The organism is Phyllobacterium bourgognense (genome assembly GCF_003337575.1).
GTDB classification, from domain to species: Bacteria; Pseudomonadota; Alphaproteobacteria; order Rhizobiales; family Rhizobiaceae; genus Phyllobacterium; species Phyllobacterium bourgognense.
In genome coordinates, this window is record NZ_QPJM01000015.1 from 59,632 (window position 1) to 73,478 (window position 13,847).

A 13,847-nucleotide genomic window follows, 5' to 3' on the forward strand; every position below is an offset into this window, starting at 1 on the left:
TAACGCTTGCGGGGATGATCCAGTTCGAAAAAAACTATTTATTCTCCCGTTCATTTTGCAATCCAGACAACTCGGCCAACCGGATTTCCGCGAGGGCCTTAAACTCTCCCTCGGGGTACTTGTCCAAATAGGCCGCAAAACTGGCTGCGACGTCGCCATCTTTGATTGAAGTCCAGAATTCGAGCTCAACCTTCCTGTCAACCGTCATATCTGGTTTGGCGGCAGTCGGCTTTGCCAATCGCGCTTTGGCAAGAGCAGTGAAGTCGCCATCCGGATATTGTTCCAGATACGCCCGGTACTCTGCGTGATCGCCGCTCGATTCCACCGACTTCCAAAATTCAAGTTCGACTGGATCGGCACCGCGGCCTTCTGAAACGGCGTCCATACCCGTCAATTGAATGCTGGACTTTGCATCAGCAGGCTCCGATACAGGCAGCGGCGAAGTGGCGTTCGGATCGAACTTGACACGGAATACCCGGACGGGCCGAGCAATATTCTTGACTGTGTGCTCGCCAAGGTCTTCGAATTCATAGTCCATCCTATCGCGCAGATGATCACGCACGCCTCTGGTCACGGAGATGCTACCAGGCTGCGCCATTGCCTCGAGTCGAGCGGCAACATTGACACCATCTCCAAATATCCCGTCATCCTTCACCATCACATCGCCAACGTTGATGCCGATGCGCAACATCATTCTGCGATCCGGGGGTAAGCTGGCGTTGGCTTTGGTCAGGGCTTGCTGGATTGAAACGGCGCAATGAACGGCATCGACGACGCTGGCGAACTCTGCCAGAACGCTGTCGCCCGCCGTACCTGAGATTTCTCCACGGCCCTGAACGATGATAGCGTCGATGATTGAACGGTGCGACGATAGTGTTGCAAGGGCGGCCTCTTCATCCCGATGCATCAATCGCGAATAGCCTTCGACATCGGCTGCGAGAATTGCAACAAGCTTTCGCTCAAGCGGGGGTGCCTCCATGGTCTCATCGCATCCTGCGAGACCTGCCAAAGAGCGCCTGTGCAAGATGGAAGCTCAAAATGCCAATTGCGAGCAGCGCGATGACAGGGCGCTTATGAAATTGTCGTTCTCCTTCAAAACGTAGCCGTGCTGGCGCTTGAGCCACGATTGCGGTTGCTTCTCCAGCGATAAGACTTGCCGACTCCGCCAGACGGCCGATCTCCGCCCGCAGTGCGGCGAGTTGCTCTGATATCGGTAGATCTTGCGATATTGCGTCACTCGGGGCTTTTTTGCGCTGTTCCAGAACCTGGTCAACCAGGTAGGTGTCGCTTCCAATTTCGGCTTCAGATGCATTGCGCGTGGGTTCGATTTGCATTGATATATCCTGTATTGTTCTAAAAAGACTCCTGGCCTCATCGAGCCCGCTGAATAGCACCGGCGAAATCCCCAACACCGCGGCGAGTGCCAGGCTAGTCTCATACGGCCCTGGTTCCTCGAAACATCCGACCTACTGCGATGAGAATGCATGCTCCGATAAATCCGGCGAGCAGATAGCCGAGCCAGCCCGTCAGGATAACGCCAAAAAACGAAAGCAACGCGTTGGCTAAGATGGCCCCGACGATTCCCAAAATGATGTTCATGATCACGCCTGTGTTGCTTTTCATAAACATCTCAGCAAGCCAGCCTGCCAATCCACCTATGATGATCGCGGCAATCCAACCAATTCCGGTATTTTCCATTTCGAATTCTCCATTTGATACGATGTAAAAAATGCAACCCTGAAAGGAAGAATTTGTTCCGGAAAAGGATGCGGTATGAAACGCCAATCGGGTGGATCGCCAGCCTTTTCGTTCGCAGGCATGAATTTGACAAGTGGCTGCTATCCCTCAATCCCTCACGGAGCGATCGTCCTGAACGTCGACGTTCGGACGATCACCTCCGTCACAGATGCTGCCGCGAAACATCCTCAGCTAACTTGCAACTGATCCGGGATGTCCTCACCCGCTTGCGTGACCGAAAGGATTTTGGCCAGCCGCCCCGTGCACATCAAGCGGGTCAGCACGGTGTATCGGAATTCTCCTATTTGCTGAATCGTCGTTGCTCCTCGAACGTCTGAACAAGGCGATGCAGGTATTCGAGTTTGACGATAACCGGCGAGGACAAGACGAATGGATACGAATCGGATTGACCCATGCTGCGCTGGATGGAATTGATTGCGATACTCAGGGGGACCCAGGTGCGCACAAGCTGTTCGGCGCTATCCGCCTGATAAGGATCAAATTCGATTGATGCTGCCATCGCCAGACGCTTCGGCGGTCTTGCTGCGATGCCAAATTCACGTGCGGTCTCAAGGCTGTCAACGATATGGATATAGTGGGCAAAACACTCGGCAAAGTCCTCCCACGGATGGGAGCTCGCGTAAGCCGAGACGAAGCTTTCCTGCCATCCCGGCCGGGGACCATTGGCATAATAGTGCTGGAGAGCTTGTTCATAATTTGCCCGCTCATCGCCAAACACTGAACGGTAGTTCTCCAGCTCATTGCCGTCGCGGACAAGTTTGTTCCATAGGAAATGACCGCTTTCGTGACGAAGGTGACCAAGCAGCGTCCGGTACAGTTCATACACCGATTGCCTCGCCTCTTCACGCGTCGCATCATCAGCCTCGGCGGCACGAATGGTGATCAGCCCTTCATCGTGGCCACTCATTGCGGGCACAAGCATGCCACCGGGAAGACGTTGATCTTCGAGAAAATCGAAAACCAGCCCGCCAGTGGGATCCTCAGTGCGATCGGGGTGGGGAAGATTCCAGCGCAAAATGGAATAGAAGAGGTGCTGCTGCGCCCGACTGATTTTTCGCCAATGGTTCAGGCCCTCTGGTGTCTGGACGGACGGCACAAGGCGATTATGACGGCAGGACAGGCAGAAATCCCGCTTCTCAGAGGGATCGACCAGCCAATTGCAAACGTCAAAGGTTGCGTTTGCGCACATGCGCACTTTCGACCTTTCGCCTGTCACAAATCGCCACGAACCGTCAGCCTCTGAGCTGATGGCGCTCATTTTCATACCGACAGGTTCGTAGGCCAGCCTGCATTTGCATTGAACGCATTGGCGATTATCAAAAAAGACAACATTTTTGCAATTGTCGCAGGTGAAGAGGCGCATTGAAGACTGCTTTTCATCTCAGTGGGTTTGGAATGGACGGGTGCGATCCCGAAACGGTAAATCGAGTGGATAGTTCCGAGATGTATCGGGTTTGGTTTGAAAGCAGTGCGGCGTTGGCTCCGCTGCTCGCCGTGGGGGGAACTTTTCCAACCGCATCCTTGGTTCCATGCACGCATCAAAATAAATTCGGAGCGAACTGCGCATCCTGCGGGAACATTGGCACTAGCGGGGGGTTGTCACTCCACTGATCGATCATCGGTCACACAAGGAGGCACCATGAAACCTATAGCAATCGCGCTCGGCGCTCTGTCGATCCTGTCTGCGGCCCATGCCCAGGATGCAGCAAAGCCTGCAACTGATCCGCAAACGCCTGCGGTCGCGACTCCAGAGACAAAAAATCCGGCAGCCCCAGTTGCAGGGGCCAACAGTTTCACCGAGGGCCAGGCCAAGGAACGCATCGAGGCCAGGGGCTATTCTGATGTCGGCTCTTTGATGAAGGGTGAAGATGGCATTTGGACTGGCACGGCGATGAAAGACGGCAAGTCTGTCGAGGTAAAACTCGATTTCCAAGGCAATATTGTCGAAGCCACCAAATAGCTTTTTCAGCAACTAACCAGGAGGAACCATGCAAACTGTCACAGGACTATACGACAATCACGAAGACGCCAAAACCGCTGTCAACGCGCTTGAGGACGCAGGGATTGCATCGTCCAATATCAGCATCGTCAGCCGCAGTGGCACAACTGATGAATCCAAGGCAGGCGAGGGTGCTGCAACCGGGGCCGGTGTCGGCGCCGTCGTCGGCGGCGCAGGCGGGCTCCTGGCGGGCCTTGGCATGTTGGCCATCCCGGGTGTCGGTCCCGTTGTTGCCGCGGGCTGGCTTGTCGCTACCGCGACCGGAGCGGTTGCTGGCGCTGTCGCCGGCGGTGCTGCCGGCGGCATCATCGGCTCCATGACGCGGGCAGGCGTCGATGAAAACGACGCTCACGTTTATGCAGAAGGCGTCCGGCGCGGCGGCACGCTGGTGTCTGCGCGAGTGGACGATGACCAGGTCGATATTGCCCGTTCCGTCATCGATGCCAGTGCTCCCGTGGATCTCAATACACGACGCGCCATGTATCGCGAGGAAGGTTGGCAGGGTTTTGACGAAACCAGCGCTGATTTCACCGAAGAAGAACTGGTGCGGGAGCGGGAGCGAGCCCGAGACTACCGTCCGATGGCTTAAAATGCGATCGCAAGCAAAAGGGAGCGCTTTTGCGCTCTCTAAGCTCCTCGAGGCGCTTTGAGAGGGCGTCGTTGATCACACACCAACACGAAAAACCGAACGCATAAATGGTGTGGAGGGCACATGCGCGGTCCTTAGGCGCACCAGAGGCGTCAGAGCGGCTAGCAATGGATATAAGTGGGAACAGTTGCGTATCCAGGCAGGAACTATGCCGAACTCCCGTACTGTTACCAAAGACTTCTCGCTTTTCTCGCTCCCCTCGGGGAGGGATGCCGGGCGCTACAGGCCGTCGGGGTGGGGAGGAGACGCGTCACCACGGCCGGGGTTCAAAATTGGATCGCCAAGCTGCAATTTGCCTGTTTCCAGTGGCATTAAATTGGGCCAAAAACGCGCAATGCGCATGTTAGCGCTCGTGATGGCGTTGTGGCCGCCAACAGCTTGCGGTTGTTCATTAAAAGTTTAATTTGTGCAGTGCAGCAACGATTTCGCAGTTGCAGCATTATCTCTTTTGGGAGGGAATTGTGGACGTTGTCTGAAAGGTAACACGATGCGGAACATTGCCGACACGATAAAAAGACTCAACGCCAGAAACACACTTGCCGACCCGTTGCACGCGGCTACCAGCGCCGTTCTCAATCCACTGCAGGATTTTGGCTCCAATCCCGGCAACCTTCGTGCTTGGCTCTACCTTCCGGGCGGCTTGCCGGCCGATGCGCCTTTGGTGGTCGTGCTGCACGGCTGCACGCAAACGGCGGCGGAATACGACATCGGCTCCGGATGGTCTCAACTTGCCAAAAAGCACGGATTCGCCGTGCTTTATCCCGAACAGCAGCGCTCCAACAACCCGAACCTGTGTTTTAACTGGTTTGCCACCGCGGACACCACACGCGGGCATGGAGAGGTCCTGTCGATCAGCCAGATGGTGTCAACCATGTTGACAAGGTATTCTCTGGACCGAACGAGAACCTTCATAACGGGCCTATCGGCCGGCGGCGCAATGACCGGCGCAATGTTGGCAACATACCCTGAGCTGTTCAAAGGCGGTGCAATCATCGCTGGCCTCCCCTATGCCACGGCCACAAACATCCCTGAAGCGTTCGATCGAATGCGCGGGCACGGGCTGCAGGAGAGTGAGGTACTTGCAGATCTCGTTCGCCGTGCGTCCGATTACAAAGGGCCCTGGCCGTCCCTTTCCATCTGGCATGGAACAGCTGACATGACAGTCGATCCGATGAACATGGAAGCCATTATCGCTCAATGGCATTGCCTGCATGAGATCGAAAGAGACCCGACCACGACCACTGTCGATGGACATACAGTGCGCAGATGGCGCAATGCTGACGGTGTCGCTGTCATAAAAGCCTATGCCATTAGGGGGATGGGACACGGCACTCCAATCAAGGCCACAGGAGGCACAAGCGCTGGTACCGCCCGGCCCTTTATGCTGGATGTCGGCATTTCATCGACATGGCATATCGCCCAATCATGGGAGCTTATCCGAGAAGACGCCGAGAACCAGGAAGTCGTTCCGTATGCGCCAGCGCCGCAAAAAACTCTTGTTGAGGAGAACGGCAGCCGTTCTGTTGGCATGGTGATCGAAAAGGCTCTGCGGGCAGCAGGTCTGATCAAATAATACCAGGTGAACGATCGAACAGAAGTCCCTCCAGTTGGCGCCAACGATGCGCTGCGTTTTTGAGACCGCACCCGCATCCAATGCGGGAAATGTGAGACCCGGCACCATGGAACTGAAGAGACCGTTGACGCCGAGTCTCCGCTGGTCGAAGGACTAACCAGCATGCGAAGGACTAACCAGCATGCCAATAACCAACCAACCAGAGCAACGTTCCATTGATCGGTGAGGCACGACGCGGGCCCCGGCCAGTACGTGTCTTGATAGCGTCACAACCAAAGCCCGCGGTCCGGAACGCAATCACCGGCGGCGGAGCCTGTCTGGCCTGACGTGAAGCTGCGGAAGTTGCTTGTCTGCCGGTTGGACCCAAGGCAAAGCCTCTGCTGAGGGAACAACATTGCCTTCACGCAGGAAACATATCCGACTCTGGCCAGCACGAATGATGAATGCATCATGGACGCTATTGCCGCTGTCGTGCGATCGGTGGTTGGTTTTTAGCAGGCCGACAGGATTTTGTAGACTCTGTGCCAAGGGGGGAGTGCGGGAACGCGATCATACCCTCATATTATCGCATCCGGTGCCGGACTATAAAAAATAAACAAACCATAACCATGACGGCAATGGCGGCTAATGCATACATAATCCCACTAGCGGAAAACATATCAGCTGAAATGGTCGTCATTCTCCAGTCTCCGCTCATTGGCTCGTAAAAAGGTGAGGCCCGCCGCTACGGGTGGGCTAATTGCGACGAGCCTCTGTCAGGAGAGGCTTTACTCCGACGAAACCTAAACCGTCTCGCGGCGCCATTGTTCCGGCTGTGTGCGATACTGCACAGAGCTCTATGCAGAAGGGCGAGGCGTGGCCATGAGATGCACCGCAACGCTGAATCGGGATGGATAAGATTTGGCATCGCCGAACTTGCCGAGCTTGATGAAATTGGCGCCGATCCTTGCAGGAATAACCATCTTGGCTTGCGCAGAACCACGCGTTCCAACCCGCCCGCACTCTTATAGTTCCGGTCCCGCTGTTCAGATCCGGCGAAGAGTTCGGCATCCTTCCGCGTCGCGAACGCGACCATGAAGACGATCTGAAGATCGTCTACGAATTCGATCCCTGGCCGGCTCATTGAGCCGGCATTTTCCTTTTCGGGTGCCGCTTGCGAGCGGCAGGCGGCAAGGGAAGCTTCGCCGCGGCTGGAGCGGCCGATTGGCACAAGATGCAGATCTGCAGCTTGTCAGCCGCGCCCTTGCCGCCTTTGCTCTTCGCGGGCCGCCGGAAACCGTGCCGCAAACTGCGGGAAAAGAGAAATCTGTAAAGAAAGGCGGACGCGAGAGCGCCGGTAGAAGCATGGAGAGACAAGAACTGGAAGAACTGCGCGACCGCGTCTCGTGCGCCGTCGTGCTGGAGCAGGCCGACTTTGCTGTCGATATGAGGGAGAGCACCCGCAAGGCGGTGAAATACCGGCGCGGGGCGGAAATCATTATCGTCATTCACGAGGGGAGGGGTTGGTTCGATCCGCTGTCCGACGCGAAAGGCGACGTTTTCCGTCTCGCCGAACATCTTGACGGTGTGTCCTTCGTTACAGCCATTGACCGTGTCGCCTCGTTGGTCGGTGTCATATCCAAAGAGCCGGTCTGGCGCCGCCCGCCCCGCGGTTCAGCGCCCACCAGTTCCATCCCGCAACGGTGGGATAATCGGCGCAAGCCATCTAGGGGGTCGATGACGTGGCGCTATCTGCTCGCCGAACGACGCCTTCCGGAGGCCATCATCTGCGAAGCCATCCGTCGTAATATGCTGCGGGAAGGCCCATACGGCAGCATGTGGGCGGCCCACGTCGACGATGAAGGTATGGTCACCGGTTGGGAGGAGCGCGGTCCGGGTTGGCGTGGCTTCTCGAGCGGGGGGTCGAAGGTACTGTTTCGGTTTGGCTCCGCCAGCGCACTTCGTCTGTGTGTCACGGAAGCTGCGATCGACGCCATGAGCCTCGCCGCCTTCGAAGGGTTGCGGGACGGTAGTCTTTATCTCAGCACCGGCGGGGGATGGTCGCCGACGACGGAAGCGGCGGTTCGCGTGCTCGCCGCGCGTCCCTGTGCCCGGATCGTCGCCGCCACCGATGCCAACAGCCAGGGAGAGACCTTTGCCACTCGCCTGCGCGGCATCGCCGATGAAGCCGGCTGCGACTGGTTGCGCCTCGCGCCGTGGGCTGAAGATTGGAATGAAGCATTGCGCGCTACCGATATACCACCATGTCGTTACGCACCGGGCTGATTATGAAATCGATCTGTCGGTGGCGGTGACGCCGCTCCCGAGACGGGGGGCCTATAGCGGATTGGTTGCCCGCATCGCCGGCGACGCCATCGGCGCTGACCAGTTCCTGCCCGTCTGCCCAGAGGCCTGGGAGGCAAGACATGGTCGGGTTCTGCAGCCCGGTCAGTCCCGCGTCAAGGACCGCAGCCGCTTCGACCGCGTCAACGCCGATCGGTGGTCGTCCCGGCCATCCAGTCCAAGCAACATCCAGCTTTCGTCGAATGCATCGCCGTGCTCGGCGGCAGGCGATCGACCGGTTTTGCGCGCCGGCCGGCGAACAACGGCGCTATGTGGTCGATGAGGCGCTCGACACGCCAGGACCGGCCACGCGCTGAGGCCGGCGCAGAGGCAAGCCGACGACCGTCGCAACCGTCGGCTCAAGACCATGCTGGTGCAGGGCCGATTTGTCTTCCGAAGATCCCCACGCGTTGCGGCGGCGATTGCCAAGAGAGTGAAGCATTTTGTGCAGGACGAGCCGGCCGAACCGCACTGACATCTCGACCTGCGCGTAAGGCTGGGCCGGCGGACCGGCCGCGCGCCGCGACGGACATGAAGGATGCCGTCCGGTGACCGGCAAAGACGTCGAGCAGCTTCCGGCTCAGTCCTCAGGTGTGCTGGGGTCTGAACCGGACGACGACCTGGTCAAAGGCCGCGTGCCGCGCCGCGTGGCGGCAGGATCGACGCGCGCTTCGCAAGGGCGGGCCGCGTTTGCTGCAGACCGCGATGCGGTCCGCATCCCCCGCAACCCCACCCCCGCTCGATCGCATCGCCCTGACCTTGGGCCAGGCCGCTTGCCCGGTTCGTGTCGACCGCACCCGAGGGATAGTGCCGGACAACGGCAGACCCGGGCTTTGCTCAACCACGCACAAGGACATCGATCATGACATTGCTCAACCGCTCCTCCAAGGCCCGCCAAGCCGCACAACGCCCCACCACACTCGAAATGGTCCGCCTTGCATGCCCCGACGCGCCCCAGGCAAGCCGCATCTGCGAAAGCTTCGGCCTTGCCATCGTCGACAGCGACGGCATCCGCGAGCTTCACCGCAACCAGCTCATCGGCAGCGCCGAAGCGCTGAAGGAGGGCCTCGCCGAAAGGGCCATGCAGATTCACATGCAGCGCATCGTCGGCTCCTTCGTCGGCTCCGCCTACGGCGCCGGGCAATTCTACAGCCGGGCGGTCACCGAGGCGCGTGACCTGACCATGAAGCTCTCCAACGACGATCGCAACGAAGATCTCGACGGCCCGGTCGGCTTCGACAGCCGCGCCCAGCGCAAACGCGAATTCGCCGCCGACATGGGCCTCCAGGCCCACGTGCTGCGCATGGCTGCCGAAGGCGCCGTATCAGCCTATGAGGACATCACCGGCGAGGCCTGGAAGCCCTATGAACGCGCTGGCTCGGCGGTAGCGGCTCCATCGATCGACCAGAAGGCCGCGTCGCTGCAGATGTCGGCCTTCGATTGAACCGAAGGGGCGAAACCCCCTTCCTTCGTCCTGGTGAAGCCGGCGCGTTACGCGCCGGCTCTTCTTGTCTTGAAGGCCATGCGCCGATCACGGTTCGTCCCGGTGAGCGGTCTAGCGTCGCCGGAGATGGACGGTCGCAACGGCCAAGCCGTCCTCCACTTCGTTTCGGCCCGTCCGCCAAGGTTCCAACATTCAATTCTGTCTTTCAGCGGGTGCGCCGCCTCCGGCCGCCGCTTCAACGACCGCCGTGACGATTCGCGATCGGCGCGGTTTGCAAGAGTGAGGACAGAACGATGAAGAAGGAAAAAAGAACCAGCGAGCAGCGCGTGGACGTCTATACGCGCATCACCGATAAGATGATTGCAGCATTGGACCAGGGCGTGCGGCCGTGGGTGCAGCCCTGGAACAACAGACATCTCGCCGGCCGCGTGTCCCGGCCATTACGCCACAATGGCGAGCCGTATTCGGGCATCAATGTGCTGCTTCTTTGGTCTGAAGCGATGGCACGCGGCTATGCCTCGTCGACGTGGATGACGTTTCGTCAGGCGCAGGAACTCGGAGCCTGCGTCAGAAAGGGCGAGACAAGCTCGATGGTCGTCTATGCAAACCGCATCAGCAAAACCGAGACCGATGCGGCGGGAAATGAGATCGAGCGCGATATCCCTTTTTTGAAAGCTTACAGCGTTTTCAACGTTGAACAGATCGACGGTCTCGGTGACCGATACGCGGACGTGCCTGACAGCGGAATTGCGCAACGGATCGACAGGATCGAACATGCGGATGTCTTCTTTGCGCAGACCGGTGCAATTGTCCGCCACGGCGGCGACAAGGCTTTTTATGCGCCGGGCCCGGATATTATCCAGATGCCGCCGATTGAGACCTTCCGAGACATCGAGAGCTATTATGCAACGCTGGCGCATGAAAGCGTGCATTGGGCCGGAGCGAGCCACCGGCTGAACCGCGATCTGTCTAGATATGCAAAGGATCGCACGGAGCGCGCCCGCGAAGAACTGATTGCCGAATTGGGCGCGGCGTTCCTCGCCGCCGATCTCGGCATCGTGCCGGAACTGGAGCCGCGCCCCGACCATGCAAGCTATCTCGCGTCGTGGCTCTCGGTGCTGAAGAATGACAAGCGCTTCATCGTCCAGGCCGCGGCTCAGGCACAGCGATCTGTCGCTTTTCTTCATGATCCCCGGACCGTGCCACGACGGGATGCGGCCTAGCGATCGTTTCAACACCGTGTGCCGACTTCGGCGGAAATCGTCGCGTGCCCCTTGGGGCCGCGGGGCGGCGCGGTCTCCCTCCGCTTGCAAGCCGCTTCGCGGTCCTTGACCCCTACTTTGCCAAGGAGTTGGCGCCGGGCTGGATTTTCCCTGCTGGATCATTCTCGACGAGTATAATCGGGTTTCAACTGGACAAGGCATTCGACTTTGAGACGACCACGCCGATAGGCAGCTTCAGCCCTGCCTTTCTCAAGGCCATCGCCAGCACTGTCAAACAGGCGGCTGCGGCCCGAAAACTCGCAGGCGTCGCGCTTTCGTGACGTCGATCGGCTTGCTTCAAGGGGTAGGGGATCGATGGACGGTATTGTCGTTGGCGGAGTAATGCCGCTGCCCGCCATTTCCTATCCATTCAATGTCGGCATGGCACGTCCCCTGCGGTCTCGATGGGGCATGTCTGACCGAAGGCCGCCTCACGCTGTTCAGCTCGATCGGCATCCGCAACGGCCGGCTCGTTTTCTTCCCCTGGCCACAACCACCCCACATGACAGGTCATGCGGGGCCCCGGTTCGCGTCCATTCCTCGCGAAACAAGAAAGCCTCGGCCCGTGGCCGTCCTCCACTTCGTTTCGGCCTTTTCAGGTGCGGGCCGATCGCCCCCGGTCTGATCGACAGCCATCGAGGCCGCGATGGGCGCGGCCCGAGCAACTGAAAAGGATCAAGACAATGGCAACCATCGGCTCTTTCACCGCTTCGGAAAACGGCTTTTCCGGCACCATTAAGACCCTCAACCTCAACGTCAAGGCAAAGATCGTCCGGGTCGAACGCACCTCCGAAGACGCTCCCGACTTCCGGGTCCTGGCCGGCAATGTCGAGTTCGGCGCAGGCTGGCAGAAACAGGCCCGGGAAACCGAGCGTGACTACATCTCGGTCAAGCTCGACGACCCGAGCTTTCCTGCCCCGATCTACGCGACGCTCACTGAAGTCCAGGGCCAGGAAGGTCTGCAACTCATCTGGTCGCGCAACACCCGCCGCTGAATAACAACAAAGCCCCGCTCGATCCGAGCGGGGCTTTCATCCTTCAGCGCCTTGGCTGGTGTGAACGCCAGCTTTCTGGCAGCGGCGACCTTGATGGTCGCCCGTGTCGCCGGATTGCGCGCCTCCCGCTTGGGCATGTCCTTCACCTTGAACTTTCCGAAGCCGGAAGGCTCGTTTCATTGCCGGCAATCGCTGCCTCGGTGATGGGCCGCGATCACGCTACCCGATAGGAAAGGGAGGCATCTCACCTTCGGCCACACGCCATATCCAGGGTTCGACATCGGCCCGCGCCGCGATCATATCCGCCAGCGCGGCCTCGAATTCTTCGTCGGCATCCGGCGGCACGATATAGAGCGCTGCCGGCGCCGGCCGACCATGGGGAAGGGTGGCCGCTGCAATTGGCTGGGTGCAGGACAAGTTGAACCGCAAGCCCTTGACGCTTTTCAGACTGAGCCGTGACAAGCGTTCGACCAGTCGTTGCTCGTAGACATTCTCGATCGGGAGCCATTGTTCACTTGTCGACATCAGGGCGATCTCGTCGATGCTGGCAAGACCTGACTGCGTCATGCCGAACGTCGCGATGACGACGAGATGGAACGTGTCATTCGCCTGCCAAAGTTCCAGCTCCGCAACATAGCGTGACTGCAGCCGGCGCCAGGCGGTCTCCTCAATCGTCAACGGAAAGCCCGGCATATGCTTGACGACGATCTTCTGGCCACTGCGGGCTGACGCAAACTCCTTCACCTCGCCTATCAGCAACATGAGTTTCGTCGGCCCAGCCGCCGGCGCGCGAATACCTGCAAGGGCAAGAGCCCTTCTTTTTTCGATAGCCGCCTTGTCATCCAGTCGAAAGTTCTCCGGGACGAACAAGCGTTCCTTCAGCGCCCCACCTTTGACAGTCATCGTCGCTGCCGCGTCGATGAGATGGCTTCGAACTTGAAACCAGTGGCGCTTGCCGGCCCAATGCGCTGTCCACTCGGTCAAGCCTCCCTGATGCCAGAGATAATGCAGCAGCGCGCGTAGCGACAGCTTCCTGATCTCATTCTTGACCGGCCCTTCATTTTGCGCTGCGCCACCCGTGCTCTTCAGCGCGCCACGCTTCGACAGGGAGAAATCCAGTTTGAGCGCCGCCATGCCGTTTTCCGGATCAAGCTGGATGGCTCCGCCGATCAGTGGGCCAAGGCCTGAGAGCTCATAGGGCGCTTCATAGGATTGGCACTGCGGGTCGTGGTCAGAGCCCGATAGAGGCATACGCTTGACGAAAAACTGCTCGCCTATGCGCGCGATATACATCGCCGCACCGTTTTTGCAGCAAAGGCAGAGCGGTCTTTGCCGGGCCCGATATGCTTCGGCAAGGATGGCACCAAAGGCGGCATCCTCCTCTGCCACGATGGCCAAGCCTATTCGATAGCGTCTGCTCACGGTGCCTGCGCCTCCAACCGATCTTTCGCCTGCCGCGCCGTCCGGGAGGGTGCCGCACGAGAGAATATCCCTGTGTCCTGAGATCTGCGAGTGTGGCGCAAGGTCAATGCCGCCTCAAGGTCGCGCGGCCCCTCCAATTTTGCCTGCGCTTCGCTCCGACAAAATCGGCTTCTCCGCGCGCTGGCTCCGCCGGTCGCTGGCGCGAACCTTGATCCGTCATTCTCCTTGCGCCACGTCGGTTCCATCTTTCACAAACGTCAAGGAGACGAAGATGACGATCGAACACCACATCGAAGAACTGCGGCAGATCGTGGCGGAACTGGCCGCCGCGATCGCGGAACTCGACACCTTGCTCGAGAACATGGCCCCTGACTAGGCTCCAGATTTCCGCCGTGGGTGCGATCCCAGCGCCGGATCGACCGG

At 59.1% G+C, this 13,847-nt stretch carries 16 protein-coding genes and 1 pseudogene; 10 read left to right on the forward strand and 7 right to left on the reverse strand.

Annotated features, from left to right (window positions below; all coding sequences use genetic code 11):
- Positions 1–34 precede the first annotated feature (34 nt).
- The 4 genes from C7476_RS21240 to C7476_RS21255 form a co-directional block, all read right to left on the reverse strand.
- On the reverse strand, positions 35–979 hold the full coding sequence (locus tag C7476_RS21240) for an adenylate/guanylate cyclase domain-containing protein (RefSeq protein ID WP_114431852.1): 945 nt from the start codon (positions 977–979) through the stop codon (positions 35–37).
- 4 nt (positions 980–983) lie between these two features.
- Positions 984–1,334 (reverse strand): hypothetical protein, encoded by a 351-nt coding sequence (locus C7476_RS21245; RefSeq protein ID WP_114431853.1) that lies wholly within the window; start codon positions 1,332–1,334, stop codon positions 984–986.
- Between the two features lie 100 nt (positions 1,335–1,434).
- Positions 1,435–1,698, reverse strand: coding sequence for a GlsB/YeaQ/YmgE family stress response membrane protein (locus C7476_RS21250; protein ID WP_114431854.1), 264 nt, complete (start codon positions 1,696–1,698; stop codon positions 1,435–1,437).
- Between the two features lie 340 nt (positions 1,699–2,038).
- Positions 2,039–3,121 (reverse strand): zinc-binding metallopeptidase family protein, encoded by a 1,083-nt coding sequence (locus C7476_RS21255; protein ID WP_114431855.1) that lies wholly within the window; start codon positions 3,119–3,121, stop codon positions 2,039–2,041.
- A gap of 276 nt (positions 3,122–3,397) precedes the next feature.
- Here C7476_RS21255 and C7476_RS21260 point away from each other — a divergent pair, with 276 nt between their 5' ends.
- The 5 genes from C7476_RS21260 (at position 3,398) to C7476_RS21280 (ending at position 8,584) form a co-directional block, all read left to right on the forward strand.
- Positions 3,398–3,718, forward strand: a complete 321-nt coding sequence (locus tag C7476_RS21260; protein WP_114431856.1) for a PepSY domain-containing protein — start codon at positions 3,398–3,400, stop codon at positions 3,716–3,718.
- A 28-nt stretch (positions 3,719–3,746) separates the two neighbouring features.
- On the forward strand, positions 3,747–4,346 hold the full coding sequence (locus tag C7476_RS21265) for a general stress protein (RefSeq protein ID WP_114431857.1): 600 nt from the start codon (positions 3,747–3,749) through the stop codon (positions 4,344–4,346).
- A gap of 547 nt (positions 4,347–4,893) precedes the next feature.
- Positions 4,894–5,979, forward strand: a complete 1,086-nt coding sequence (locus tag C7476_RS21270; RefSeq protein ID WP_114431858.1) for an extracellular catalytic domain type 1 short-chain-length polyhydroxyalkanoate depolymerase — start codon at positions 4,894–4,896, stop codon at positions 5,977–5,979.
- A 1,344-nt stretch (positions 5,980–7,323) separates the two neighbouring features.
- Positions 7,324–8,244, forward strand: coding sequence for a DUF3991 and toprim domain-containing protein (locus C7476_RS21275; protein WP_114431908.1), 921 nt, complete (start codon positions 7,324–7,326; stop codon positions 8,242–8,244).
- Positions 8,192–8,584, forward strand: a complete 393-nt coding sequence (locus C7476_RS21280; RefSeq protein WP_147274701.1) for a hypothetical protein — start codon at positions 8,192–8,194, stop codon at positions 8,582–8,584. Before C7476_RS21275 ends, C7476_RS21280 begins: the two co-directional genes overlap by 53 nt.
- On the opposite strand, the gene C7476_RS21285 is transcribed toward C7476_RS21280, so the two are convergent.
- Complete coding sequence (locus C7476_RS21285; RefSeq protein ID WP_147274702.1) at positions 8,570–8,779, reverse strand: hypothetical protein; 210 nt, start codon at positions 8,777–8,779, stop codon at positions 8,570–8,572. The two genes, C7476_RS21280 and C7476_RS21285, sit on opposite strands and share 15 nt — an antisense overlap.
- Before the next feature lie 70 nt (positions 8,780–8,849).
- Between C7476_RS21285 and C7476_RS27900 the strand changes: the two genes are divergently transcribed.
- The 5 genes from C7476_RS27900 to C7476_RS21305 all read left to right on the forward strand — a co-directional run bounded on the left by C7476_RS27900 (position 8,850) and on the right by C7476_RS21305 (position 12,002).
- Entirely contained in the window at positions 8,850–9,167 is a 318-nt protein-coding gene (locus C7476_RS27900) for a hypothetical protein (RefSeq protein WP_147274703.1), read from the forward strand.
- Positions 9,164–9,745, forward strand: a complete 582-nt coding sequence (locus tag C7476_RS21290) for a hypothetical protein (protein ID WP_114431861.1) — start codon at positions 9,164–9,166, stop codon at positions 9,743–9,745. The genes C7476_RS27900 and C7476_RS21290 overlap by 4 nt, the downstream gene beginning before the upstream one ends.
- Before the next feature lie 293 nt (positions 9,746–10,038).
- The gene (locus C7476_RS21295) at positions 10,039–10,968 is read left to right on the forward strand and encodes an ArdC family protein (protein WP_114431862.1); all 930 of its coding nucleotides are present in this window, start codon (positions 10,039–10,041) and stop codon (positions 10,966–10,968) included.
- Positions 10,969–11,012: 44 nt separating this feature from the next.
- On the forward strand, positions 11,013–11,288 hold the full coding sequence (locus C7476_RS21300; protein ID WP_245426455.1) for a hypothetical protein: 276 nt from the start codon (positions 11,013–11,015) through the stop codon (positions 11,286–11,288).
- A 402-nt stretch (positions 11,289–11,690) separates the two neighbouring features.
- A complete protein-coding gene (locus tag C7476_RS21305) occupies positions 11,691–12,002 on the forward strand; it encodes a DUF736 domain-containing protein (protein ID WP_114431863.1) in 312 nt (103 codons plus the stop codon).
- Positions 12,003–12,040: 38 nt separating this feature from the next.
- Here C7476_RS21305 and C7476_RS28825 read toward each other — a convergent pair.
- Positions 12,041–12,207: pseudogene (locus tag C7476_RS28825) on the reverse strand (HU family DNA-binding protein); the annotation flags it as partial.
- 14 nt (positions 12,208–12,221) lie between these two features.
- Entirely contained in the window at positions 12,222–13,424 is a 1,203-nt protein-coding gene (locus tag C7476_RS21315; RefSeq protein WP_181872545.1) for a DUF1173 domain-containing protein, read from the reverse strand.
- Positions 13,425–13,847 lie beyond the last annotated feature (423 nt).

Excerpts from the sequence above, each read along its gene's own strand:
- C7476_RS21240 (WP_114431852.1), bottom strand. The coding sequence starts at position 979 with ATGGAGGCACCCCCGCTTGAGCGAAAGCTTGTTGCAATTCTCGCAGCC.
- C7476_RS21245 (WP_114431853.1), bottom strand. The coding sequence starts at position 1,334 with ATGCAAATCGAACCCACGCGCAATGCATCTGAAGCCGAAATTGGAAGC.
- C7476_RS21250 (WP_114431854.1), bottom strand. The coding sequence starts at position 1,698 with ATGGAAAATACCGGAATTGGTTGGATTGCCGCGATCATCATAGGTGGA.
- C7476_RS21255 (WP_114431855.1), bottom strand. The coding sequence starts at position 3,121 with ATGCGCCTCTTCACCTGCGACAATTGCAAAAATGTTGTCTTTTTTGAT.
- C7476_RS21260 (WP_114431856.1), top strand. The coding sequence starts at position 3,398 with ATGAAACCTATAGCAATCGCGCTCGGCGCTCTGTCGATCCTGTCTGCG.
- C7476_RS21265 (WP_114431857.1), top strand. The coding sequence starts at position 3,747 with ATGCAAACTGTCACAGGACTATACGACAATCACGAAGACGCCAAAACC.
- C7476_RS21270 (WP_114431858.1), top strand. The coding sequence starts at position 4,894 with ATGCGGAACATTGCCGACACGATAAAAAGACTCAACGCCAGAAACACA.
- C7476_RS21275 (WP_114431908.1), top strand. The coding sequence starts at position 7,324 with ATGGAGAGACAAGAACTGGAAGAACTGCGCGACCGCGTCTCGTGCGCC.
- C7476_RS21280 (WP_147274701.1), top strand. The coding sequence starts at position 8,192 with ATGAAGCATTGCGCGCTACCGATATACCACCATGTCGTTACGCACCGG.
- C7476_RS21285 (WP_147274702.1), bottom strand. The coding sequence starts at position 8,779 with ATGTCAGTGCGGTTCGGCCGGCTCGTCCTGCACAAAATGCTTCACTCT.
- C7476_RS21290 (WP_114431861.1), top strand. The coding sequence starts at position 9,164 with ATGACATTGCTCAACCGCTCCTCCAAGGCCCGCCAAGCCGCACAACGC.
- C7476_RS21295 (WP_114431862.1), top strand. The coding sequence starts at position 10,039 with ATGAAGAAGGAAAAAAGAACCAGCGAGCAGCGCGTGGACGTCTATACG.
- C7476_RS21305 (WP_114431863.1), top strand. The coding sequence starts at position 11,691 with ATGGCAACCATCGGCTCTTTCACCGCTTCGGAAAACGGCTTTTCCGGC.